Source organism: Alcaligenes sp. NLF5-7, assembly GCF_024266725.1.
Taxonomy (GTDB): Bacteria; Pseudomonadota; Gammaproteobacteria; order Burkholderiales; family Burkholderiaceae_B; genus Alcaligenes; species Alcaligenes phenolicus.
Window position 1 is genome coordinate 3,164,417 of sequence record NZ_CP100755.1, and the last position, 22,552, is coordinate 3,186,968.

23 protein-coding genes are annotated in these 22,552 nt (G+C 57.0%); 10 read left to right on the forward strand and 13 right to left on the reverse strand.

What is annotated here, in order from left to right:
• Positions 1 to 59: 59 nt before the first annotated feature.
• Positions 60 to 1,208, reverse strand: coding sequence for a Bcr/CflA family multidrug efflux MFS transporter (locus MID00_RS14560; RefSeq protein ID WP_035272768.1), 1,149 nt, complete (start codon positions 1,206 to 1,208; stop codon positions 60 to 62).
• A 332-nt stretch (positions 1,209 to 1,540) separates the two neighbouring features.
• On the opposite strand from MID00_RS14560, the gene MID00_RS14565 reads away from it, so the two are divergent.
• From MID00_RS14565 to MID00_RS14580, 4 genes are all read left to right on the forward strand, one after another.
• On the forward strand, positions 1,541 to 2,797 hold the full coding sequence (locus tag MID00_RS14565) for a class I SAM-dependent methyltransferase (RefSeq protein WP_031232512.1): 1,257 nt from the start codon (positions 1,541 to 1,543) through the stop codon (positions 2,795 to 2,797).
• A gap of 539 nt (positions 2,798 to 3,336) precedes the next feature.
• A complete protein-coding gene (locus MID00_RS14570; RefSeq protein WP_009456480.1) occupies positions 3,337 to 4,380 on the forward strand; it encodes an ABC transporter substrate-binding protein in 1,044 nt (347 codons plus the stop codon).
• Positions 4,381 to 4,544: 164 nt separating this feature from the next.
• The gene (locus tag MID00_RS14575) at positions 4,545 to 5,402 is read left to right on the forward strand and encodes a proline/glycine betaine ABC transporter permease (RefSeq protein ID WP_009456478.1); all 858 of its coding nucleotides are present in this window, start codon (positions 4,545 to 4,547) and stop codon (positions 5,400 to 5,402) included.
• Positions 5,399 to 6,676, forward strand: coding sequence for a glycine betaine/L-proline ABC transporter ATP-binding protein (locus tag MID00_RS14580; RefSeq protein ID WP_035272547.1), 1,278 nt, complete (start codon positions 5,399 to 5,401; stop codon positions 6,674 to 6,676). Before MID00_RS14575 ends, MID00_RS14580 begins: the two co-directional genes overlap by 4 nt.
• 240 nt (positions 6,677 to 6,916) lie before the next feature.
• On the opposite strand, the gene MID00_RS14585 is transcribed toward MID00_RS14580, so the two are convergent.
• The 9 genes from MID00_RS14585 to radC form a co-directional block, all read right to left on the reverse strand.
• Positions 6,917 to 8,335 (reverse strand): MATE family efflux transporter, encoded by a 1,419-nt coding sequence (locus MID00_RS14585; protein WP_254498984.1) that lies wholly within the window; start codon positions 8,333 to 8,335, stop codon positions 6,917 to 6,919.
• A 9-nt stretch (positions 8,336 to 8,344) separates the two neighbouring features.
• Positions 8,345 to 10,105 (reverse strand): glycosyltransferase family 39 protein, encoded by a 1,761-nt coding sequence (locus MID00_RS14590; RefSeq protein ID WP_254498985.1) that lies wholly within the window; start codon positions 10,103 to 10,105, stop codon positions 8,345 to 8,347.
• 135 nt (positions 10,106 to 10,240) lie between these two features.
• The gene (locus MID00_RS14595) at positions 10,241 to 10,507 is read right to left on the reverse strand and encodes a type B 50S ribosomal protein L31 (RefSeq protein ID WP_009456467.1); all 267 of its coding nucleotides are present in this window, start codon (positions 10,505 to 10,507) and stop codon (positions 10,241 to 10,243) included.
• Positions 10,504 to 10,752, reverse strand: a complete 249-nt coding sequence (locus tag MID00_RS14600; RefSeq protein ID WP_254498986.1) for a hypothetical protein — start codon at positions 10,750 to 10,752, stop codon at positions 10,504 to 10,506. The genes MID00_RS14595 and MID00_RS14600 overlap by 4 nt, the downstream gene beginning before the upstream one ends.
• A 109-nt stretch (positions 10,753 to 10,861) precedes the next feature.
• Positions 10,862 to 11,143, reverse strand: a complete 282-nt coding sequence (locus tag MID00_RS14605; RefSeq protein ID WP_009456465.1) for a hypothetical protein — start codon at positions 11,141 to 11,143, stop codon at positions 10,862 to 10,864.
• 50 nt (positions 11,144 to 11,193) lie between these two features.
• Positions 11,194 to 11,871 carry an aspartate/glutamate racemase family protein gene (locus tag MID00_RS14610; protein WP_254498987.1) on the reverse strand — a complete coding sequence of 226 codons (678 nt, stop codon included), beginning with the start codon at positions 11,869 to 11,871 and terminating at the stop codon, positions 11,194 to 11,196.
• 38 nt (positions 11,872 to 11,909) lie between these two features.
• Positions 11,910 to 13,328: an MFS transporter gene (locus MID00_RS14615; protein ID WP_022983306.1), complete on the reverse strand. Its 1,419-nt coding sequence runs from the start codon at positions 13,326 to 13,328 to the stop codon at positions 11,910 to 11,912.
• Between the two features lie 272 nt (positions 13,329 to 13,600).
• Positions 13,601 to 14,443, reverse strand: coding sequence for a MurR/RpiR family transcriptional regulator (locus MID00_RS14620; protein ID WP_254498988.1), 843 nt, complete (start codon positions 14,441 to 14,443; stop codon positions 13,601 to 13,603).
• 93 nt (positions 14,444 to 14,536) lie between these two features.
• On the reverse strand, positions 14,537 to 15,208 hold the full coding sequence (gene radC / locus MID00_RS14625; RefSeq protein ID WP_022983307.1) for a DNA repair protein RadC: 672 nt from the start codon (positions 15,206 to 15,208) through the stop codon (positions 14,537 to 14,539).
• Between the two features lie 49 nt (positions 15,209 to 15,257).
• On the opposite strand from radC, the gene MID00_RS14630 reads away from it, so the two are divergent.
• The 6 genes from MID00_RS14630 (at position 15,258) to MID00_RS14655 (ending at position 20,432) form a co-directional block, all read left to right on the forward strand.
• Positions 15,258 to 15,734 carry a peptidylprolyl isomerase gene (locus MID00_RS14630; RefSeq protein WP_230940668.1) on the forward strand — a complete coding sequence of 159 codons (477 nt, stop codon included), beginning with the start codon at positions 15,258 to 15,260 and terminating at the stop codon, positions 15,732 to 15,734.
• A complete protein-coding gene (gene ispH, locus MID00_RS14635; RefSeq protein WP_009456459.1) occupies positions 15,734 to 16,705 on the forward strand; it encodes a 4-hydroxy-3-methylbut-2-enyl diphosphate reductase in 972 nt (323 codons plus the stop codon). Before MID00_RS14630 ends, ispH begins: the two co-directional genes overlap by 1 nt.
• Positions 16,706 to 16,738: 33 nt before the next feature.
• Positions 16,739 to 17,386, forward strand: coding sequence for a maleylacetoacetate isomerase (gene maiA / locus MID00_RS14640; RefSeq protein ID WP_009456458.1), 648 nt, complete (start codon positions 16,739 to 16,741; stop codon positions 17,384 to 17,386).
• A gap of 117 nt (positions 17,387 to 17,503) precedes the next feature.
• Positions 17,504 to 18,379: an NAD(P)-dependent oxidoreductase gene (locus MID00_RS14645; RefSeq protein ID WP_009456457.1), complete on the forward strand. Its 876-nt coding sequence runs from the start codon at positions 17,504 to 17,506 to the stop codon at positions 18,377 to 18,379.
• 78 nt (positions 18,380 to 18,457) lie between these two features.
• Entirely contained in the window at positions 18,458 to 19,912 is a 1,455-nt protein-coding gene (locus MID00_RS14650) for a YdgA family protein (RefSeq protein WP_009456455.1), read from the forward strand.
• Positions 19,913 to 20,054: 142 nt separating this feature from the next.
• The gene (locus MID00_RS14655; protein WP_009456454.1) at positions 20,055 to 20,432 is read left to right on the forward strand and encodes a hypothetical protein; all 378 of its coding nucleotides are present in this window, start codon (positions 20,055 to 20,057) and stop codon (positions 20,430 to 20,432) included.
• A 7-nt stretch (positions 20,433 to 20,439) separates the two neighbouring features.
• Here MID00_RS14655 and MID00_RS14660 read toward each other — a convergent pair whose 3' ends face one another.
• The 3 genes from MID00_RS14660 to dsbG all read right to left on the reverse strand — a co-directional run bounded on the left by MID00_RS14660 (position 20,440) and on the right by dsbG (position 22,439).
• On the reverse strand, positions 20,440 to 21,210 hold the full coding sequence (locus MID00_RS14660) for a MipA/OmpV family protein (RefSeq protein ID WP_009456452.1): 771 nt from the start codon (positions 21,208 to 21,210) through the stop codon (positions 20,440 to 20,442).
• Positions 21,211 to 21,341: 131 nt separating this feature from the next.
• Positions 21,342 to 21,644, reverse strand: a complete 303-nt coding sequence (locus MID00_RS14665; protein WP_009456361.1) for a hypothetical protein — start codon at positions 21,642 to 21,644, stop codon at positions 21,342 to 21,344.
• A gap of 21 nt (positions 21,645 to 21,665) precedes the next feature.
• Entirely contained in the window at positions 21,666 to 22,439 is a 774-nt protein-coding gene (gene dsbG / locus MID00_RS14670) for a thiol:disulfide interchange protein DsbG (protein ID WP_250755899.1), read from the reverse strand.
• Between the last annotated feature and the right edge of the window lie 113 nt (positions 22,440 to 22,552).

The window sequence follows — 22,552 nt, forward strand, 5'->3', positions numbered from 1 at the left end:
CCCAGTGCTGGGGTACAAAGAAGATTATTCTAATATGGAAAAATCACTTAGATCAAGTTTTACCGTGCTTTCCTTGCTGCGTTGCGGCCAAACAGCCACGATAAGACGGCACAACTGGCCAATACGGCGGTCAATGGCAAAGCATTGGAAGAGGACCAGCTGCTGACCGCAAAACCGGCCAGCGCACCACAAAGCATTTGCAAAGCGCCCATCAGGGCCGAGGCCGTTCCCAGGCGATGGCCTTGTTCAGACAGGGCAAGGGCCGCGGAATTGGGGTTCACAAAGCCTTGGCACGCCATAAAGCCCATCAGCGTCACCATCAGCCAGGTCAGGTCCAGTACGCCCAGCAGGGTCAGAACGGCACCCAGCAGGGTAAAGATCACTTGCAGTCCCTGTGCCACGCGCAGCAAAGTGGGCGGGCTGTACGTATTGAGCAAACGGGCGCTGACTTGAGAGAAAACAATCAGACAGGCGGCATTCGCGCCAAAATAAAAACCGAAATGGCGCGGCTCGACTGCAAATAAATCAATAAAGACGCGTGGCGATCCGGCGATATAGGCAAACATGCCTGCAGAACTGAAACCGGCGGCCAGCGAATAAAACATGAAAGGCCGGTCGCGTAACAAGGCACTGTAATTATGGGCAATCAGTTTGGGTTGCAGTGGCAGGACTCGTTCGGGGGTCAGGGACTCTTTCATGGTGAAAAAAGTCAGCAGCCACAAGAGCACGCCACAGCCGGCCATGAAGTAGAAAATACCGCGCCAGTCGCTAAACAGCAGGATCTGACCACCGATCAGCGGGGCCAGAATAGGCATGACGCCCATAATCAGCATCAGCATGGACAGGGCGCGGGCGGCTTCACGGGTCTCGAAACGATCCCGGATCACGGCACGGGGAATAGCCATGCCAGCGGCACCACCAAAGGCCTGCACAATGCGCCACACGGTCAATTCATCAATATCGCTGGCGCGTGCACAGAAAAAGGAAGCGGTGGTGAAAATCAGCACGCCCAGCAGCAAGGGCAGCTTGCGCCCGAAGCGGTCGGCCATGGGGCCGTACACTAATTGAGCCACGCCCACACCCAGCAAGAAACCCGCCAGCGTGCGCTCTACCATGCCCGCCGAGGTGTTCAGGCTCTGGGCCATTGCCGGGAAGGCGGGCAGGTACATATCAATGGCCAGTGGCCCCAGGGCAGTGAGCAGCCCCATCAAGATGAGCCAAGGGGGAAATGCAGGGGAGTGGTTGCGTGTCATCGGGCCAAGTATTAAGGTGGGGCAGATCCTGGCCGAGAGCCTGAACCCACTACCCTGTGCCGAGCATCAATGCAAACCGATGCAATGGGCCAAAGGCAGGCAGTTTAGCATGGGGCAAGCTCAACTCCGGTCTAAGTGCTTTAGGTGTAAAGCATATGATTCGTGACTTTGACGCAACGGATTCAGGGGCTGATTGTATTAGGCTACAGGATTGACAGCTTACGGGCGGTGTGTCGAAAGAGGCGACACATTGTCATCTTTGTTTGTTTACATACAAGGAGGCGAAGTTGAGTTCAATTTCATCAATGGTCCAGGCCAAATTAGATCAACTCAGCATTCCGGTTCGGCTGACCTTGCCCAACGGCGAGCAAGTTGGCCCGGCTGATGCAGCGGTTCATCTGATCATTAAAGATAATGCCACCTTGGCGCAGCTGGCCGCCGGGCAATCCGGGCAGTTGGGAGAGGCCTACGTGGAAGGGCGTATGGACTTTGAGGGCTCCATGCGGGATCTGATGCAGCTGGCAGCGGATATTTTGCCGGGCTCCCCGGTTGACGCTGCCCAGGCAGGCTGGCTGACTTCCATCGTCAAGCATCTGACTTCCGTCTGGCGCCATTCCCAGGAAAGGGACGCCAAACAGATCCAGTTTCACTACGATTTATCGGATGATTTCTACGCCTTGTGGCTGGACCCGCGTCGGGTCTACTCCTGCGCCTATTACCGCGAACCGGACATGACGCTGGCGCAGGCTCAGGAAGCCAAGCTGGACCACATTTGCCGCAAGCTGCGTCTGCAATCGGGCGAGCGCTTTCTGGATGTGGGAGCCGGGTGGGGCGGGCTGCTGATATGGGCGGCTGAAAACTACGATGTGGACGTGACGGGCATCACCTTGTCCCGTAACCAGCATGCCTATGTGAACGGGCTGATCGAGCAGAAAGGTTTGTCGGGCCGGGCCCGCATGATGTTGCTGGATTATCGCGAGCTGGATGAACTCAAGCCTTATGACAAGCTGGCCTCGGTCGGGATGTTCGAGCACGTGGGCCGCGCCCAGCTTAGTGCCTATTTCGACAAGTTGCGCCGTTTGGTCAAGCCCGGTGGTTTGATTCTGAATCACGGCATTACAGCCGGTGGCGTGGACAATAGCCAGCTGGGTGCCGGGATGGGCGACTTTATCGAGAAATACATTTTCCCCGGTGGAGAGCTGACCCATATCAGCCATGTGTTGCGTCATCTGGCTGAAGGTGGTCTGGAAGGCCTGGACATTGAGAATCTGCGTCCGCACTATGCACGCACGTTGTGGGCCTGGAGCGATGCCTTGGAAAGTCAGTTGGACAAGGCCAAGGCCACGCTGGATTCCGAGCAGGGTCAAAAATCCTTGCGTGCTTACCGGGTTTATCTGGCTGGTTGCGCCATGGGCTTTGAGCATGGCTGGATTGCCTTGCACCAGGTTCTGGCTCAGGCGCAAAGTGCTGGGCGGGCACAGGAGCTGGATTACGCGCCAGACCTGGTGTATCCATGGCGTCGGGACTATATGTACCAGCGTTAGAGGGCGCGGTCTGGAGGGGCAAATGACAAGGCTTTATGCCTTGTCATTTGTCTTTTTTGGGGCTGCTTTTACGCCACTCCATCAATTCTGAATTAATAGGTAACAAAAAAAAATTTAGAAAAACGCTAAAACCACGCCAAACAAGGGTTTTGTTGCGTTTTTGCCATTGACATATTCCAGGATTTTGATGGTTTTTCGAGGTAAGAATTTGTTTTTGATTGCAAAGGCCCGTAGAATGGCCTCCTTACCAGATTCATCAATTCGATCTAGAACCGCCTGAAACTGCGTGTTCTATTCGCACCAAATCATCGCGCCGCGCGGTGTAACCCTGGCCCAGCCGTTTTGTTTCGGTCAAGGCAGCGAACAGTACAAAAAGGGCTCAGCCCTGAATATTGTTCCGGGTTTTTCGTGAGTGCCTGGCACTCGCTCTATACGTAGGTATGTATTGGCGATAAGAGCATCGTCTTCCGCACACCCCTTTAGCCTTGGCGCCGACTGATCATGCAGGACGCGTCCACAGTAACTCAAGGAGGAGCATCATGTCTTCATACTTCCCTCACGCCGGTGCCAAGTCGCGCTTGCACCGCTTTCCCCTGATTCAAGCCTCTGTGCTGACCAGCGTGTTGCTGGGTTTGTCGTCCGCCGCACAAGCCGCTACCCCGGTTGCCTGCGAACTGGACCGCACGGTTCGCTTTGGCGGCATGAATTGGGAATCCAATCTGGTCCTGACTGAAGTCGAGCGTTTTATCGCTGACAAGGGTTATGGCTGCAAGACTGAGGTCATCTCGGTCGAGACGCTTCCGGCCTTGGCCGCATTGGAGCGAGGCGACCTGGATGTCAACACTGAAATCTGGCTCAACAGTGTGGCTGATCCCTGGAAACAGGCTGAAGCCAAGGGAAACGTAAAACGTATTGGTGATATTTATATGGGTGGCGAAGCCTGGTTTATTCCACGCTACACCGCCGAGCGCCTGCCTGAACTGAAGTCCGCAGCGGACCTGCCCAAGTTCAAGGATGAATTCAAGGACCCTGAAGAACCCGGTAAAGGCCGCTTCTATGGCTGCCCGGCAGGTTGGGGTTGTGAAGTGGTCAGCGGCAATCTGTTCAATGCCTTGAAGCTGGGTGATACCTTCACCTTGTTCTCGCCCGGTACTGGTGCCACGCAGAAAGCGGCTCTGACCTCTGCTTATCAGCGCAAGGAAAACGTGGTGTTCTACTACTGGTACCCTACGCCGCTGGTGGGTTCCATGGATCTGGTCAAGCTGGAACTGCCCGCTTATGACGAGAAAAAGCACGGGTGTCTGACGGACCCGGATTGTGCCAATCCAGAGCCTAGCGATTACCCCGAAAATCCGGTGTTCACGGCTGTGAATACGGAGTTCTCCAAGCAGGCTCCCGAACTGACGGCCTTCCTGGCCAATGTCAGCATGCCCCTGGAGCTGATGAACGACACCATGGCCCACATGGAAAAAACCGAAGGCGAGCCTGAGGATGTGGCGCACTGGTTCCTGAAAGAGCACGAGGACACCTGGTCCAAGTGGGTGCCCATGGAAGTGGCTCAGCGCGTAAAAGCCGCTCTTTAGTATTCGTGTCGTTGTAGGGCGAGGCCGGCCTCGGTGACTGCACCCCATGCGGGTGCGGGTACTGAGTCGTACCTCGCTTTTCTGCCTGGTCCCATTGTGGCCGGCAGGCTCATGGCCGGGCGATATGCCCGCGCCGCATGCACGAGTTTTACGGAGTGTTTTTTATGTTTCCTGAGTTGATTGATCCGCGCGCCTTACGTTTGCCCATCGATCAGTTCGTGGGTGATCTGGTTGCCAATTATTCCAGTACCTTGCGCGCCATGACCCAGCCTTTGCTGGACATGCTGGTCTTTATGGAGTCCATCTTGCGCAGCAGTCCCTGGTGGGCCGTTGTGCTGGTGGTGGTCGTTCTGGGCTGGGCTGCCAGCCGTCGCGTCCTGTTTTCCGTGGCCATGGGTGCCATGCTGTTCGTCATTGGTTTGATCGGCCTGTGGGATGCTGCCATGCAGACCCTGGCGCTGATGATCGTGGCCGTTTTCCTGTCTGTCCTGATAGGCATACCGCTAGGTCTGTTGATGGCCAGCTTCAACTGGCTGCGCCGCATCATGATGCCGGTGCTGGACGTGATGCAAACCATGCCCAGCTTTGTGTATCTGATTCCGGTAGTGATGCTGTTCAACCTGGGCAAGATCGCTGCCCTGATTGCCACCATTATTTACGCCATTGCGCCGGTAATTCGTCTGACCGATCTGGGTATACGCCTGGTCGACAGCGAAGTGCTGGAAGCCTCGCGCTCGTTTGGTTCCAACCGCTGGCAGCAGCTCTATGGGGTGCAATTGCCCCTGGCCATGCCCAACATCATGGCCGGTATCAACCAGACAACCATGATGGCGCTGGCCATGGTAGTGATCGCCTCCATGATTGGTGTGCGAGGTTTGGGCTACGAAGTGCTGCAAGGTATCAACCGACTGCAAGTAGGCCGTGGCCTGATGGCCGGTTTGGGTATTGTGCTGCTGGCTATTCTGTTTGACCGTATCACACAAGAATTTGGCCGCCGCTTTCAGACACGGGAGGCCTCATGAGCAAGATTGAAGTTCGCAATATCTACAAGATCTTTGGCTCCCAACCCGAGCGCTGGCTGGAAGAGGCCCGTAACGGTGTCCGCAAGGACGAGCTACTGGCCAAAAGCGGCCACACCTTGGGGCTACGTGACATCAGCCTGTCCATTGAGCATGGCAGCATTTACGTCATCATGGGTTTGTCCGGTTCGGGCAAGTCCACCCTGATCCGCCATTTCAACCGCCTGATCGAACCGACAGCCGGGCAGATTCTGGTCGATGACGTGGATGTGATGAGCCTGGATGGCAAGGCGCTGATGCAGTTCCGCCAGCAAAAGATCAGCATGGTCTTTCAGCGTTTTGGCCTGTTCCCGCATCGCACGGTGCTGGAGAACGCGGCTTACGGTCTGCAAGTGCAGGGCATAGGACGTGCCGCCCGAGAAGAGAAAGCCACTTACTGGCTGGAGCAGGTAGGGCTTCAAGGCTTCGAGAATCAGTATCCGCATCAGTTGTCTGGCGGTATGCAGCAACGTGTGGGTCTGGCGCGTGCCTTGGCCACCGATGCCGACATTCTTCTGATGGACGAAGCCTTCTCTGCGCTGGATCCGCTGATTCGACGTGAAATGCAGGACCAGTTGCTGGAACTGCAGGCCCGTCTGAACAAGACCATTGTGTTTATTACGCATGATCTGGACGAAGCGCTGCGTCTGGGCAACCGGATTGCCATTCTTAAAGATGGTGAACTGATCCAGGAAGGCTCGCCCGAGGATATTCTGCTCTCGCCCGCCAGCGATTATGTGCAGGCCTTCTTGCAGGATGTGAACCGCAGCAAAGTGCTGAACGCTGCTCATGCGGTGCGCGATTCCAGCAAGACGCTGACCTTCACCATGCGTACCCGCGCTGTTCATGCGCTGGAGCGCTTGAGCGAACGGGGCGTGCGTTATGCCCCTGTGCTCGATGGCAAGCGTCTGGCCGGTGTCTTGATGCGTTCCAGTGCTCAAGAGGCGGTGCAGCAAGGTGCACGGGATATTTCCGGCTTTGTGGACGAGATGAGTTCCGTGCCCGCCACCATGGGTCTGGATGAAATCCTGGGGCAATTGCTGCGTAGCAGCGAACCTTTGGCCGTCACGGGCGAGAACGACGAGTTCCTGGGCCTGCTCTCGCGCAGCAAGGTTGTGGACCTGGTCAGCCCGCTGATTGATGCGGTGGAGGAATCGCCAGATGCGGCTGCAGAGTCGACTCCGGATGATACGGCCAAGATCGTGGAAGCCATTGAAGGCAGTAAACCTGCTGCCTGAGTTGGCCTTGTCTTGCTAAAGCGATAAAGAAAACGGGTCCTGTTGAATAACTGGCCCCGTTTTTTTTTGTTTGTGCTTTGACGGTTTGGCTTATTTTGGCCTTAGGCTTTTAGTGCTGAGCAACTAGCAACTAGCAACTAGCAACTAGCAACGAGCAAAGGGCAAAGGGCAAAGAGTAAAGCGCCGCTGGATGTCTGAGTCTGCCATGGAGCTGAATGCCGGCAGCTCATGCTTTGCTTGTTAGGACGCCCGCGCCTTGCGTCTTGCCGGATTGTAGATACGCAGAATATGGCTGTACCAGAACAGCAGCAGCAAGGCCGAGGCCCCCAGGCCCAGGCTGGACATGGTCCACAAGCTGGCCGCACCCACAGGCGCACCCGGCGCCAGCCACTGAATGACCCCTTCCAGCGATCCGGCCGCCGGTCCAAACCCTAACCACCAGCCACCGCCCAGACCCAACACGCTTAAGGCAAAGAACTGCAGCAACATGGGAACAAAAGCCACTTTATAGGCGCGCAGCAAATAGGAAATCAGGCACTGGAACGCGTCGAAAAAGTGGAAGAAGGGCAGCAGTTGCAGCAAGAGCAGGGCGCGCAGGGCTACGTCGGCATCGTCGGTATAGGCATGGGCCAAGGTAGGGCGCAGCAGAACCAGCAGGCTGATCGTCAGCGTGACCCCGGCCAACACAATCCCCAGACTTAACATTCCCACATGGCGGGCACGATGATATTGCCCGGCTCCAATGGCTTGAGCGCTGACCGAGGCCGCAGCAACACCCACGGCCATGGGCACCATAAAGCAGACAGCGGCCAGATTGGCCATGATCTGGTGAGCACCCGAAGCAAAGACCCCTTCGCGGGCTACCAGCAAAGCCATGAAGCTGAAGGCACAGATCTCGATCAGGTAAGAGCCGCCCATGGGCAGGCCCAGGCGCAGCAGTTCTTTCTGCGCCGTCCAGCTAGGCAGGCCCAGTCGCAAGCTAAAGGGCTTGTAGAAGCGGTCGGCGCGCAGCAGCCACAGGCCAGCAGCCAGCATTAGCCAGGAAACCACGGTAGTCGCCAGGCCTGAACCGACGGCTCCCATGGTTGGCAAACCAAACTTCCCGAAAATCAGCATCCAGTTGAACAGGGCTTTGAAGGCCACGCTGAACAGATTGATCAGCATGACGGCTTTGGGGCGAGAGGTTGCCGTGCCCAGGCAGTAAATCGTTCGGAAAACCAGGGAGGCGGGCAGGGCCAGAATCAGGCTGCGCAAATACCAGGTCACCCGGTCGTGAACCTCAGGGCTCAAATCGCCGGACCAGCTTAGCCAGATATTGGGAAAGGCCAGCGCCAGGGTGCCGATCAAGGTCAGCAACAGGGCCAGCCACACGCCTTGCCCCCACCAGCGGCCTACTTCAGTCAGGCAGCGCGCGCCAAATTGCTGCGCAATGATAGGAATCAGGGCGTGGATGACACCCATCAAGCCAATAAAGACGGTGATGTAAATGGATACACCCAGGCCCATGGCCTGCAAGTCGACCGGACTGCTGTGGCCGACCATAACGGTATCCAGCACCCCAAAGGCGATACCCGCCCAGGAGCCGACCAGCACAGGCCAGGCCTGACGCAGGATTTGGCCTGCCTGGCCTTTCCAGTTGTGATGAAACACGGAGGACATGATTGAAACTTACTGAGCTTGTACTCGCAGCAGACGGAAAGCCTCGTGACGATCTGGCCCGCGTTTACCTTGCCAGAGCTGGACCGCATTGTCAGGAATGGGGGCCTTGCCATCTTGCAGGTCGCGCAGGGAGAACTGTTCCAGCACCAAAGAGCAGCGGTTGTCGAAATTGATCTTGATGTTGTTAAACACCAGGAAGGAGGCTCGTTGTCCCGAACCCAGGCCCCAGGAGCGCAGGCATTCGCCGGGCTGTCTGTGTTCGCGCAGGGCGGCGGACAGTTCACCGGAGACGTCTCGGTAACTACGTACGTAGTCCAGCGAGGGCATCCACAGGGTAACCAGCAGGAGCCAGGTCGTAATCAGGCCACCTGCAGACAAGACCGTGCCGCGCAGCAGCCCTGGCGGGTTGGTGGACAGGCGCCAGCGTACCAGGGCGATCCAGGCGAGCGTACCTAGCGCGGCAATAATCATGACCGGCCAGGAGATAAAGGTGTCATAACCTTGAGTCTGGCGGGCGATATTGTGCGAAATCTGACGTGGCCAGCCGGTTTGTTGCGCAATCCAGCCCAGCCAGACCGTGGTTGCCGTCAGTGAGAAGCACATGATGGCAAACCAATCCAGCGTATTGACCACGCCACGCCGCAAGGTGGGCAGCGAGAACGCGGCCAGGACGGCGCAAGGTACGACCAGCAGGGCGTATTCAGGCTCGAAGGCATCGCGGATAAACAGCAGGCTCAGCAGCGGGACCAGCAGGCTGATGGCAGGCACATAAATATGCGGGGCCTTGAACCAGCTGCGCCACTGCCACATTGCCAGCAGTGCCAAAGGCCAGGTCGGCCAGAGGAACCACAGCAAGTCACGCAGATTATTCAGTTGTTCCTTGAAACCCGCCCAGCCCCAGGCGGCCAGATGCCACAGACGCCACTGTTCAGTCCAGTACACACTGACGCGTTTGGCGGGAATCCACCAGGCCATGATGATGGCCAGGGTCAGGACGGCACTGAGGGCCAGCCATTGGCTGTGCTGACGCAAGGGGCCGCGTGGAATGAAGCACAGAGCGGTAGCCAGCATGATGGGGCCAGCGCCCAGCCAGCCACGGGTCAGGAAGCAGGCGCCCAAAGACAGGCCCAGCATGATCGCACCGGAAGCGGGACGGTCAAACATGCGCACCAGGCTGTACAAAGCCAGAGCCTGGAAGGCAATGATGGCTGGCACTTCCGAGGTTTCGTGCATACGCCAGAGGATGCCGACCGTGGCTACCGTCAGCAGCAAGGTGGCGTCGGCAATCATGCGCCCATAGGCCGTGGGCGAGGGCTCGCCCCCAAAGGGCAGGCGCAGCGGTTGGGCCTCAGGGCGTCGAGCCAGCCAGTAGGCGCTGTGCCAGACCGAAGCCGCCAACATGCCGAACCACAGCAGGTTAGGCAGTCGGGACGCCACAATATTGGCGTTCAGCTCGGAGGTAAAGAGCTTGAGCAGTGGCGCAAACAGCGTAATGAACAGGGCACCCAGCCAGGTGGTCAGCGGCCCGTCCTGGGCATGTGCCAGATCGCCCACCTGCGGCAACAACAGGGCCTGACCGCTGGGATCTGACAAAGCGGTAAGCATGGTTGCCAGCCCGATGACATCGTCTGCCTTCCAGGGATCGCGGAAAAACAGACCCGCAAGAATGTAAATAGTCCCAACGACCAGCAGGACCAATCGGGGAAGTTTGACGGCAGCGGTAGCAGTCAGGCGAGCAGGGGTGGAGGTGGGTATGAGGCTGGATGACACGTCTAGGGTAAAACAGTCTGTTGATTCGCCCTATCTTAATGCAAAGGGGGCGCCTTGGCCGGGAAATGTGCGGTAAAAAAAAGGCAGCCGAAGCTGCCTTTTTTGCGCTGAACGCGGTATGCCGAGAAAGAGAGCTTATTCGCCTTTCTTGACGGTACCAGCCGTACGGGCAAAACGGGCGCGGAATTTTTCAACGCGGCCAGTTTCCACGATACGGGTTTGAGCGCCCGTGTAGAAGGGGTGCGACTCGGACGTCACGTCACACTTGAACAGCGGGTAAGTCTGACCGTCTTTTTCGGTGGTTTCGCGAGTCTGGACAGTGGAACGGGTGATAAAGGAGTTGCCCGTTTGCAGGTCCAGAAACACCACGTCACGGTATTCTGGGTGAATGCCTTCTTTCATGATGATTCCTGTTTTAACAAATAAGGACCGCCAGCAAGGCACGTATTTACAAAAATAAAGCTGCGCAGGGCAGATTTCCAATCTTTTGTAAGTACCGGCACTAAAAAGCTAGAGGGCTGTTTTTTTAACCGGGTTTGGGTTTTGACATCCTGCCCGATTGAATAATGCCTAAAGACTTTTTGCCACGTATCCGATGAAGCCTGAAATTTTAGCATTGAGCCGCCGCTTTTCAAAGAAAACTCCATCAAAGCGCGGCACAAGTGCAACAAGAAGCCGCCTAATGATAGGCGTCAGGTCCCGAAACCCGGAGATTGTCAGGGTTCGGGGCGTCTTGCTTGATGGTCGATAAGGTCGTCAGTCGATCTGTTTGCGCTTGCGGAAAGACAGAATCCAGATGCCGACCGCCAGCTCAAGTGCCGCAATAATCCACAAACCGCTTTGAAAATTACCGCTGGCGTCTTTCAGGGCACCCAACATGAAGGGCGCGCCAAAGCCGGCCAGGTTGGCGACCGAGTTGATGAAGGCCACGCCAATAGCTGCTGCCGAGCCTGCCAGAACGGCGTTAGGCAGTTGCCAGTACACCGGAATGCAACCCATGGTGCCGGACACGGCAATAATCAGGCTGATGAAGGCCATGCGCAAGGGTGCTGCTTGTCATGGGGTGTCTCCTTGTGTGGTACAGCGTGTTATGGCTGATCTGGGGGCAGGCGCTCGGCCATAAGCTCGCAGGCAGCAATGATGGGATTGATCACCGGCACAGCCAGCCTGCTTTGCAGGGCCTGGGCGCTTTGGGCCAGTGGGCCGCCGCCGATGATGGCGGCGCGTGCACCGTCCTGTTCGATACACGCCGCGACGCTATCGGCCAGTTCCTGATCCTGACGATCAGGGGCCTGGGCCAGATCCAGCGGGGCGGTAGGGGTCAGGCGCAGGCCGGAGAATTGTTCGCTCCAGCCATAGCGCTGTACCTGATCCAGAATGGATTGCTTCAGACCGGGGGTGGTGGTGGCAATGCCAAAAGGCGTGCCTGCTCGGGCAGCCAGCATCATGGAGGCCTGACCGATGCCGATAACCGGAACCGTGAGGCGTTCAGTCAGGGCTTGCAGGCCGGGATCTCCAAAAGCGCCGACGATGATGCCGTCAACGTCTTGCGCCTGGGCTAGCACCTGCGGGTGCCTGGATATGGCGGCGGCCTGCTCCAGCTCTTCCATTTCGGTCAACATGCCCGGTCCCTCAGGGGCGGTCAGTCCCCGGACCTGGATGTCGCGGCGCTGCAGGCTCTGGAAACAAGCCTGGGCAAGCGCCACCATCATGTCCGTGGTGGGACGGGAAGTATTGGGGTTGATGAGCAGTACGGTATGAGACATAAATACAAGGGCCGCAGCAAGGCGGCTTTTTAAGTGAATCAGGTATCCAGGGGGCGACCAAAGGTTTCGGGCGCCAACTGCAGGACAGCGGCAAAGGTGATGTACATGCCCGCCATCAAGGTGAACATGCCGGCTACACCATAGCCTTCCAGCACCCAGCCGCTAAGCGTAGGGATAAATGCGCCCGCCAGGGTGCCCAGCGCCAGAATGAAGGCGGTGCCAAAGGCGCGGACGCGGGTGGGATACAGTTCGGGGGAGAAAATCCAGATCGTGGTGTTGAGCAGCAGCACGCAGAACTGGAAAGCAGCACCGAACAGCAGCACCAGGTAGATATTGAAACTCAGGAAGCCAAAGGCCAGACCGCTGGCGCAAGCCAGTAACGCTCCGTAGGTGAAGACGCGCTTGCGAGGCACGCGGGAGCCCAGGTAAGAGGCGGTCAAGGCACCCAGCAGGCTGCCCGACTGCATCAGGATTGTGAAGGTATAGCTTTTCACCAAAGAATAGCCTTGCTCCACCAGCAGGGTAGGCATCAGGGTCAGAACCGTCAGCTGTGCGCCATAAGTCATGCACACGGCAATGCCGGTCACCAGGGTGCGCATGGCCAGCGGGCCTTGAAAAATCTCGTTCAAACGCACCCGCTCTGCTTTTTGTGCCTGCGGGCCGCTGTGCAAATAAGGATAGGGATTGGCAACGTGACGGCCCAGCTTGCCCGAGGCCAGAATATTCAAAACCTGATTGGCCTCCTCGATACGCCCTTGCGACACCAGGAAACGGGGCGTTTCAGGAATGTAGCGACGATAGAACAGCACCATGAAGGCAGGCATGACCAGCAGGCCAAACACCCAGCGCCAGCTTTCTGGGCCGGGAAAGAGGGTGAAGACCAGCAAGCCGAAGGCCGGGGCCAGCATATTGCCCAGACCGCCACCTGCGACGTTGATCGTGCCGACAGCCGTGCCGCGAAAGCGTGAGGAGCAGAACTCGGCCAGCATGGTGACGGCAATCGAGATTTCGCCACCCAGCCCAAAACCCACAATCATGCGACCCAGGCCCAGTACCCAGTAGCTGGGAGCCAGGGCGCAGATCAGGGCGCCCAGCGTGAACAGGGCCAGATTGATGGTCAGCATGACACGGCGACCGTAGTGGTCGGCGATATAGCCGGACAGCAAACGCCCCAGGGCGGCGGCAGCGAAGGTCAAGGTGTTCAGAAACCCGACATCACGAGGCGTCAGCCCCCAGTGTTCCTGCAGCAGCGGACCGACCAGGCCCACGGCATTTTGCTCGAGCACGTCAAACAGGACGCCCAGCAAAATCAGGGCCAGCACTTTGCGGTGCGAGTTGGTGACGCCTATGGTTTCCAGCGAGTTTTCCAGTTGCTGCTGAACCGTGTGATTGTTGGCCGTAGAACTGGCCTGTGCCTGCCCGGTATCGGCTGGCAAGGGTTGCTGCTTGCTAGACATGGTTTCTCCTCGTTTCAGGGCGTGTATGAGCCCAGCATTATTTTTTCAATCATTATTGTCGTGAAAAAATATTTTCAAAACCAGGGTAAACGAGAAAGATTTTGCAGTGTCTACTGATTGACTGAGCAGGGCGTTGATATACAAGGATTTTTAATAAAAAAAAAGGATCATCGCCGTTTGCGTAGGATCCTTATCTGATTCCAGCCATGAAACTTCTGGGCTGGCTTGACTACGGAGTGCCTGATATGGGCCTGCAATACGAGAGTAGCGGTCTACAGCTCCAGAAAGCTGTCGTGGAAAGCCTCCACCAAGCCTAGATGACGACGCCCGGCAGGACCGGCCTGATCCATCACCTGGCTCAGGATCAGATGGCACAGCCCGATCACCGCCACGTGGTTATCCAGCACACCGGGTGACTGGACATCACAGCGCAGAGTCCAGCGACAAGTACTTTTCTCCGGGCTGAGCTGGTCAGTGATGTGCAACACATTCGGGTTCAGCTGCGCCATCTGCCCGATCAACTGATCCATATTGCGCACCCGGCGACGCAGGGCAAAAATCACTACGACATCGTCAGCGTGTATGCCTGCCAGATGTTCCCCCATGGTCTCGCCAGGGCCGGGAATCAGTTGAGCCTCAGGGACGATTTGCAGCAACTGCCAGCGAAAGTAATTGGCCAGGGCATGGCTGGATCGAAACCCGAGAACCCATACTTTGCGCGCACCCAGAATGGCCTGGGCGATTTCTTTCAGCAACGAGTCGGGGATGCGTCTATAGGTAGCGGCCAGGTTGTTCTGACTTTGCTGCAAGTGTGTGGCCAGCGAGCGCTCGGCTTCCGTTTCAGTGGCTGCCAGCAACAGGGGTGAACCTGCCTTCTTTTCGGAGCGCACTTGTTTGCGGGCGGCCTCGTAATTGCTGTAACCCAGGCGTCGAATAAAGCGGGTGACCGTCGCATTGGACACATTGGCCAGGGAGGCCAGCTCCGAGGCGGTGTAGCCGGCCAGGTCGCCCGGAAAGTCCAGGGCAAATTCCGCCAGACGTCGCTCTGATGGGGATAGATCGTGAAGAATGTCACGTACGCGTCCAACAAAGGACTTGACGGCGGGATCAGACATGGCGCTCCGTACTCTTGTAGTGTGTTCTGGATTTTACGGGGAAGCTCATGGAACTGTATCAAAAATAAGGTGGCATTCATCGCCCTGAATCGTCTATAGATCTCCGCGCTCGGCCATGGAGACAGTCTGGCTGGGCGTGACAATAATGTGGTCCAGCAAGCGTATATCAACCAAAGCCAGTGCCTGGCGAATGTGCCGGGTCAGCCGGATATCGGAGGCGCTGGGATAGGCGGCACCGGAAGGGTGATTGTGCGCCAGAATAATGGCGCAGCTGTGGTGACGCAGGGCGGCGCGCAAAATCTCCCGTGGGTAGACTGAAGCCTGGTTGACTGTGCCCCGGCTGATCTCCTCGGCGCAGATCAGTCGCAGCTGATTGTCCAGAAACAGGGCCAGGCAATGCTCCACGGGTAAATGTCCAATATGGGCCAGACAATATTCGCGCACCTTGTCCGCCTGGTTCAGCACCGGCAAGTCCGTGAGTGATTCCAGGGCGCAGCGGCGTTGCAGTTCCCGGATAACCAACAGTTCCGCACATTTGGCCGGCCCGATGCCGTCCAGTTGGCGCAGGGCAGATGCATCAGCCGATAATAATCCTTTGAGTCCGTTAAAATGGTCTAGCAACATCTGGCCCAGCTCGACAGCATTGCGCCCGCGTGTACCGGTGCGCAGGACAATGCCCAGCAGTTCCGGGGTGCTCAGACAGGCAGGGCCGTGCGCCAACATGCGCTCACGGGGCCCTTGGCGGCGTAAAGTGGATGTGGCCATAAGAAACGCTAAAATGCGGTAATTGAATGATTTTCTATAGTGAGCGATCGTGAGTAACTCTGCTAGTTCCGAGCTTGGAATTGTCCGTCAGGATTCCTACCTGACTTTGCACTATCGTATAGAGCTGGCCAGTGGCCCGGCGGCAGGCTCTGTATTTGCGGATACCTTTACCGGCCGCCCGGCGACCTTGCAACTGGGCAATGGTCAGTGGGCCCCCGGTATGGAAGAGAAACTGCTGGGTCACCGTGAAGACGAGCGCTTTCAGCTCGACATTACTCCCGAGGATGCATACGGCGCCCGTAATCCGGACCTCTTGCAGCGCATCACTCGCGAAATGCTGGCCAGCAACGCCGCCGAGGGCGCGGAATTCGTGCCCGGTGATATGGTGGAGTTTGCCGCCCCTAATGGCAGTCGCTATTCGGGCGTGCTCAAGGAAATCGACGACAAGACTGCCTTGTTCGATTTCAATCATCCTTTGGCCGGTGTGGCTTTGCGCCTGGATGTTCATATTTTGGGGATTCTGTAATGAGTCAAGCTACTCCCGTTCAGAACGCTGAGGTTGTTCTGGCCCAGCCCCGTGGATTCTGTGCAGGGGTCGATCGCGCGATTGATATTGTCGAACGCGCTTTGGAATTGCACGGCGCACCCATTTACGTGCGCCATGAAATCGTCCATAACCGTTACGTGGTGGAAGACCTGCGCAATAAAGGGGCGATCTTTATTAAAGAGCTGGACGAGGCTCCCTCGGGTGCAATCGTTATTTTTTCGGCTCACGGCGTATCGCGTCAGGTGCGTGACGATGCCGAAAAGCGTGGTCTGAAAGTCTTTGACGCCACGTGCCCGCTGGTGACCAAAGTGCATATCGAGGTCTCTCGCATGCGCGCCGAAGGCCGGGAAATCATCATGATTGGTCACGTCGGACACCCTGAAGTCGAGGGTACGCTGGGGCAGGCTGACGGCGGCATGTACCTGGTGGAAACGCCCGAGGACGTCGCTAACCTGAAAGTGGCCGATCCCGACAAGCTGGCCTTTGTGACGCAAACCACCTTGTCCGTGGACGATGCGGCAGTTGTGGCCCAGGCCTTGCGTGAACGCTTCCCCAATATTGTGGAACCCAAGAAAAGCGATATCTGTTATGCCACACAGAACCGTCAGGATGCGGTCAAGATCATGGCTCCACAGTGTGATCTGGTCCTGGTGGTGGGCAGTACCAATAGCTCCAACTCCAATCGTTTGCGCGAAGTCGCCGAACGCAAGGGGGCTGAAGCCTATCTGCTGGATAAACCGGAAATGATTGATCCGGCCTGGCTGGTCGGTAAAAAGCGCGTGGGTGTGACGGCCGGCGCTTCTGCTCCGGAAGTTCTGGTAAATCAGGTGATTCAGCGCTTGCAGGAACTGGGCGTAGGCAAAGTGCGGGCCTTGGATGGTGTGGAAGAAAACATTGCCTTCCCGCTGCCCCGAGAACTGTCGCGCAAGATTGAAAGCCTGAACAAATAAAAAACGATTTTTGCAGGGTGGACAGGAGACAAGATGATTCTGTATAGCTACTTTCGCAGTTCCGCCGCTTACCGGGTGCGGATTGGTCTGAACCTCAAGGGGCTGGACTACCAGATCAAGCCTGTACACCTGCTCAAGGATGGTGGTCAGCAACATCAGCCTGATTATGTGCAGGTCAATCCCGTGCAACTGCTGCCTGCTTTGGATGATGATGGTCTGATCATCACGCAATCCCTGGCCATCCTGGAATATCTGGATGAACGCTATCCTGAACTGCCTTTGTTGCCCAAAGCGTCGGCAGAGCGGGCTTGGGCACGTTCCATGGCCCAAACCGTAGCTTGTGATATTCATCCGCTGAATAATCTGCGCGTGTTGCAGTATTTGAAAAACGAACTGCACGCCCAGGAGGATGCTCGCAATCAATGGTATCGCCATTGGGTCAGCGTAGGGTTGGAAGGCCTGGAAGCCTTGGTGCAGCGCCATGGCAAAAAGGATCATGACTTTATTTTTGGTGATACTCCTGGTCTTGCCGAAATCTGCCTGATTCCTCAAATGTTCAATGCCCGTCGTTTTGACATTGATCTCAGCACATTTCCACGCCTCTTGGCTGTGGAGGAAAAATGTCTGGAGCTGTCCGCCTTTCAGGAAGCGGCCCCCGACCGCCAGCCCGACGCGGCTTGAGTATCAGCATAAGGGCGGTCCCTTGTTGGGCCGACCAGACTTCACCCGCCTGACAGGCGGGTTTTTCTTGCCCCGCTTCAATTGGCTGGATGATGTTGGGGGCGTAAAGGACGAGACATGAATATTGGTTTTTGTGGTTTGGGCCGTATGGGTCAGCCTATGGTGCACCGCTTGTTGAAGGCCGGTCATCAGGTTCGTATCTGGAATCGTTCCAAAGACAAGGGGCAAGCCCTGATCGAAGCCGGTGCCCACTGGTGCGATACCCCGGCGCAAATGGCCGAGCAGTGCGAAGCCGTTTTCCTGTGTGTCTTCGATGCACAGGCGGTGCACGACACGGTCCTGGGCGAGCAGGGCCTGGCGTCGATACAGGGAGCCTTGCGGATTGTGGTGGACCATTCCTCGATTCCTCCACAGGCCACACGCGAGATGGCTGCCCAATTGCAGCAACGTTGCGGGGCTCATTGGCTGGATGCTCCGGTATCCGGTGGTGTGGGCGGAGCAGAACAAGGCACGCTGGCCATCATGGTGGGCGGGCAGGCGGCGCAGCTGGATCGTGTTCGTCCGGTGCTGGCCGCGTATTCGCAGCGCGTCACCTTGATGGGGGCGGTAGGGGCCGGCCAAGTAACAAAGTTATGCAATCAGACCATTGTGGCCACCACCTTGACCGCTATCGCCGAGGCCTTGAGCCTGGCCAATGACAATGGCGTGGACGCCTCCAAAATCAGTGAGGCCCTGGGGGGCGGTTGGGCAGATTCGGTTTTGCTGCAATTGTTCGTGCCGCGCATGACTACGCCCGACAATCAAGTAAAAGCGTCGGTCGATACCATGTTGAAGGATTTGAATACCGTGGCGGAGCTGGCCAGTGTCAGTCACACCAGCATGCCGGTGGCTCATGCGGCCCAGCAAACCTATCGTGCGGCCCATCGTTTGGGTTTGGGCGCAGACGATGTCGCTCGCATTACGCATGTGAATAGTTACAATTACGGGGAATAAACTACCATCAGTCAAACTTAGTTTCGGTATTATGTCGGCTATTTGAAGTTGGGACTGTAGGTCTACAAAAGGGAAGTCATGAAGAAAAGTACAGGGCTGGTCACACTGGTTGTCGTGTTAGCGGCCGCATACGGCGGTTCGACCTGGTACACCGGTAAGAAAACTGAAGCGCTGGTGGGTGAGAAAGTGGCCCAGTTCAACACCCTGGCTGCCGAGCAGATGCAGCAAATGGGCATGAGCGAGTCGGTCGTCATGAACGTGGTGGACTACCAACGTGGCGTATTTTCCTCTACTGCTCGTTACACCATCACCATCAAGCCTTCCGACGCTGAAGAGAAGCCTCTGGAGCTGACTTTTGATGACAAGATCAGCCATGGCCCGCTGCCTATGTCGGCAATGGCTCTGGGTAACTTCACCCCTGTTGCCGCCTTGTCGCACAGCACTCTGGTCAAGACCAAAGACACCGAAGGCTGGTACAAGCTGACGGGCGACAAGACCCCTTTGTGGGCGGACAGCCTGGTCGGTTTTGACGGTGCCGTGGACTCCAATGTGCATTTTGAAGCCATCAAGCACCAAGGCGACGAAGTCAAAGTGGACTTCAGCGGCGGTCAATTGCGCACCAAAGCCGGTGGCAAGAGCAAAGATATTGTTGTGACCGGCAGCTTCCCCAAGCTGTTTGTTGACGACATCAGCGCAGATCCCTTGAAGCTTGAGGCCTCCAACTTCGTGGTGGACTTCAAGCAAGACGGTGACATCAATGTCAGCGGCACCCAGGTCGGCAAGCTGAGCGTTGATGACGTCAAGATGCAATCTGCCGAGACCGATGGCATTACCTTCAAGCAGATCGCCATCAATTCCGATGCGGTCACCAAAGACTCCGTCAGTGATACCAAGGTTGTTTACGCGCTGACTGATCTGGTGTTTGAAGACAAGGTCAAGCTGGGTTCGGTTGAGCTGTCGATGAACTTTGACCGCGTTTACGCACCTGCAATCTCCGCTCTGTCCAAGCTGATTTCCGATTCCAATCTGCAAAACGATATGGATTCGGTAGATGGCCCAACGGCTCAGAAGATGATGGAACTGGTGCTGCAGGCGCTGGAGCACAAGCCTGTGCTGCGTGTTGAGCCTCTGCGTTGGTACACCGCCGCTGGCGAGTCCAAAGCCACGCTGCGCATGGACTTCCAAAAACCCAATGCGACCTTGCAAGAGCTGCAAACCAGCCCTGAAATGTGGATCGAAGCCATTCCTGCTGCTCAGCTGGATGTTTTGATTTCCAAGCCCATGCTGCGTGGCCTGGCTGCCGAGATGGACAAGGCTGAAGGCCTGTCGCCTGAAGAAGGCAATGCTGCCATGCTGGACATGATTCTGGATGCGGCTGTCGCTCCCTACGCCGAATCCAATATGGTCAAGAATGACGAGAACGGCATTTCCACGACCATCAAGTACGAGGGCAAGGATCGCGTGTTCGACATCAACGGTCAGCGTTTCACTTCCGAGCAATTGCTTGGTCTGGTCCTGATGGGCATGATGTAATTCGTCTGGGCCTGGTCCAGCGTAAAGCCCACCGAAGTTCGGTGGGCTTTTTTTTACTGCCGGGCCGTCCCAGGGTGGAGCGCAAGCCGAAGGCGCAGCGTGGGGGCCTTTTTTATTTAATCAGCGAAGGGAGCCAGATTTTATGGCCAGCTTATCGGATCAGCTGTCTCGGCTGGTGTACAGCACAGAACAAGGACGTATGTGTCCTGATTGCGGGCAGCCACAAAAGCAATGTCGTTGCGAGGAAAATCGGCGCGAGCAAAGCCTGTCTCAGGCTCAGGGGCCGGTGCGCTTGAGTCTGGAAACCAAGGGGCGAAAAGGGAAGGGAGTGACCGTGGTCACGGGCCTGGTGATGCCCGAGGAGCAGCTCAAGGCGCTGGTCAAGGAACTGAAGAACGCCTGTGGAGCGGGCGGGACGCTGAAAGAGGGAACGCTGGAGATTCAGGGCGATCATCGAGCCGTTGTGCAGGCACGCCTGGAGCACAACGGCTTGACGGTCAAGCGGGTCGGCAGACCCTGACAGGAATTTAGAAGCTGTAGCCCAAGCCTACGCCACCAAAGACGCTGCTTTTCTTCTCGACCAGCGGGCTGTCTTTGGCCTCTTCACCCAAGGTGTTCACGCCTAGCAGACCTTGCAGGGACCAGCTTTCGCTGATCTTGTGGGTGTACTGGCCGTACAAGGCATAAGAGCGCAAACCCGCGTCAGGGCGGTAGGTGCGCAGTTGTCCATTGCTGCCAGCGGCTTCATGCGACTTCACGCCAAAGTAGGTGCGCATGGCTTTTTCGTTGGACCATTTCAATTCGGCACCCAGCGAGAAGCTGCTGTCCTGATCGTTCCAGAGGCGGTAGCTCAAATCCAGAACGGCCGTGGCGCCATAACCGCTTTTCAGTGCCTGGTAGTAGCTGCCTTCAATCTTGGCATTGCCCAGTTGGTAAGCAGTAAATACACCCAGATTGCCGTGACGATCAATATCATCAGTTCCGTACAGGCGGTCGGCATCACCGGATTTACGGGCACGGGCCAGAGCGGCGTAAGTACCGATAGTCCAGTTGTCTGTCAGATTGGTTTGCAGACCGATGGCAGGCATGCCTGCTTTGGGGGCCAGGAAAAAATGGCCGTTACGGTGCGAGAGCAGAGGGTAGAAACGGCCGTCGTAGCTGTCAGCCCCTTCGTACTTGGGGGCAAAACCAACACCGACACCCACGGTAGTTTGCTGTGCAAGTGCCTGGCTGGTTCCTAAAGCACATAAAGCCAGTAAAAGGCAGGGACGCAGCGCAGAACGGACGAGGGTGGGCATGACAGATTCCTTGTGATACGGGTAAAAACAGGCCCGCTTGTCGCGAGCTTAGCTATCGTATCAAGGTTTGGGTGGGGGCAGGCAGAATCATGACCGGCCAGTATGGTCTGTTGTTCTGGCCCTACACCCCATCAGGCTCGAATGTAAATCCAGTTTTCCGCCTGCAGTTTCACCAGGGCAGTGATGGCACCTTGCTCCAAGGTTTGGAAGCGTTCTGGCGCACTGAGGGACTGATTGCGCAGCGTGTTGGGGCACAGGTAGGTGTAGGCGTCGCAATCGTGTTCCGCGCCTTCTACGCAAGCTTTAACGGCCTGCGCATTGGCGATGATGCGAATCTGGGCATCCGGTATGTCCTTGAGCAAGTTGCGCGCATTGCTGCGGGCGCGCTCCAGGGCATGAACGGTGGGGGCATGCAAGAGAACACGAGTGCTCATGAATAAACGTCCTGCTTGAAATTAGCGTGGGCCAAAAACGCGTTCGGTAATGTCGGGTGAAGCGCCGGTCTGCATTTGAATGCGACCTTGCTCATCCTGCCAGACCATGGCGGGGGTGGCACGCAAATCCCAGCCCATCATCAGATCTTCATTGCGGGTCAGATCGGCCTCAATATCACTGGGTACACTGTCCAGGCCTTTCACTCCGGCGCTGCGATCTTTCAGCATGGCCAAAGAGTGCTCGTTCAAGGCCTTTGTGGGATCCTTGGCAGCCAGGATGGCAGCCGATTTCAGGCTGCTGCTGGGGGCCAGAATGCCCACCATGACGTGGCGCAGCTGTACTTTGCCGGACTCAACCCAGGGGCGAGCCATTTTCCAGAACTGCATGCAGTAAGGGCAATTCGGGTCGGTAAACACGTAGACCACGCGTGGGGCCTTGTCGTCGCCATCCTTGATCCAGCGGGATTTTTCCAGTTTGCCCAGCATGTCCTTGGCAATGGCGGGTTGCACCAGTTCGTCCAGACCGGCCGGGCGTACCTCTTCACCCTTGGCATCGATCATGGTGCCCACCATCATGTGCTGCCCGTCGGGCAGGTTATAGATGGCCAATGCGCGATTCCCGCTATACGCACCCCAGGCTTTCAGGCCACCGGGAGCATCAAATTCGCCCACAATGGATAGCCCTTGCTCTTCCAGGGCCTTCAGGGCAGCGGGGCGGTCGGCGGCTTGGACGACGGTGCTGGCGCACAGTAAACCGGCCAAGGCAAGACGGATCGAAAAAGAGGAAAGCGGCATGGTGGTTAATCCTGCAAAACAGTCGGTGAATGTATATATCCAGAAAATATATACTAAGATCAAAATTGAATAAAAGAATGGGACTAGGCCTTGCCTGGATAGTTCCCCATTCC

Excerpts from the sequence above, each read along its gene's own strand:
- MID00_RS14560 (WP_035272768.1), bottom strand. The coding sequence starts at position 1,208 with ATGGGGCTGCTCACTGCCCTGGGGCCACTGGCCATTGATATGTACCTG.
- MID00_RS14570 (WP_009456480.1), top strand. The coding sequence starts at position 3,337 with ATGTCTTCATACTTCCCTCACGCCGGTGCCAAGTCGCGCTTGCACCGC.
- MID00_RS14575 (WP_009456478.1), top strand. The coding sequence starts at position 4,545 with ATGTTTCCTGAGTTGATTGATCCGCGCGCCTTACGTTTGCCCATCGAT.
- MID00_RS14580 (WP_035272547.1), top strand. The coding sequence starts at position 5,399 with ATGAGCAAGATTGAAGTTCGCAATATCTACAAGATCTTTGGCTCCCAA.
- MID00_RS14585 (WP_254498984.1), bottom strand. The coding sequence starts at position 8,335 with ATGTCCTCCGTGTTTCATCACAACTGGAAAGGCCAGGCAGGCCAAATC.
- MID00_RS14595 (WP_009456467.1), bottom strand. The coding sequence starts at position 10,507 with ATGAAAGAAGGCATTCACCCAGAATACCGTGACGTGGTGTTTCTGGAC.
- MID00_RS14600 (WP_254498986.1), bottom strand. The coding sequence starts at position 10,752 with ATGGAGTTTTCTTTGAAAAGCGGCGGCTCAATGCTAAAATTTCAGGCT.
- MID00_RS14605 (WP_009456465.1), bottom strand. The coding sequence starts at position 11,143 with ATGGCCTTCATCAGCCTGATTATTGCCGTGTCCGGCACCATGGGTTGC.
- MID00_RS14610 (WP_254498987.1), bottom strand. The coding sequence starts at position 11,871 with ATGTCTCATACCGTACTGCTCATCAACCCCAATACTTCCCGTCCCACC.
- MID00_RS14615 (WP_022983306.1), bottom strand. The coding sequence starts at position 13,328 with ATGTCTAGCAAGCAGCAACCCTTGCCAGCCGATACCGGGCAGGCACAG.
- MID00_RS14620 (WP_254498988.1), bottom strand. The coding sequence starts at position 14,443 with ATGTCTGATCCCGCCGTCAAGTCCTTTGTTGGACGCGTACGTGACATT.
- radC (WP_022983307.1), bottom strand. The coding sequence starts at position 15,208 with ATGGCCACATCCACTTTACGCCGCCAAGGGCCCCGTGAGCGCATGTTG.
- ispH (WP_009456459.1), top strand. The coding sequence starts at position 15,734 with ATGAGTCAAGCTACTCCCGTTCAGAACGCTGAGGTTGTTCTGGCCCAG.
- maiA (WP_009456458.1), top strand. The coding sequence starts at position 16,739 with ATGATTCTGTATAGCTACTTTCGCAGTTCCGCCGCTTACCGGGTGCGG.
- MID00_RS14645 (WP_009456457.1), top strand. The coding sequence starts at position 17,504 with ATGAATATTGGTTTTTGTGGTTTGGGCCGTATGGGTCAGCCTATGGTG.
- MID00_RS14650 (WP_009456455.1), top strand. The coding sequence starts at position 18,458 with ATGAAGAAAAGTACAGGGCTGGTCACACTGGTTGTCGTGTTAGCGGCC.
- MID00_RS14655 (WP_009456454.1), top strand. The coding sequence starts at position 20,055 with ATGGCCAGCTTATCGGATCAGCTGTCTCGGCTGGTGTACAGCACAGAA.
- MID00_RS14660 (WP_009456452.1), bottom strand. The coding sequence starts at position 21,210 with ATGCCCACCCTCGTCCGTTCTGCGCTGCGTCCCTGCCTTTTACTGGCT.
- MID00_RS14665 (WP_009456361.1), bottom strand. The coding sequence starts at position 21,644 with ATGAGCACTCGTGTTCTCTTGCATGCCCCCACCGTTCATGCCCTGGAG.
- dsbG (WP_250755899.1), bottom strand. The coding sequence starts at position 22,439 with ATGCCGCTTTCCTCTTTTTCGATCCGTCTTGCCTTGGCCGGTTTACTG.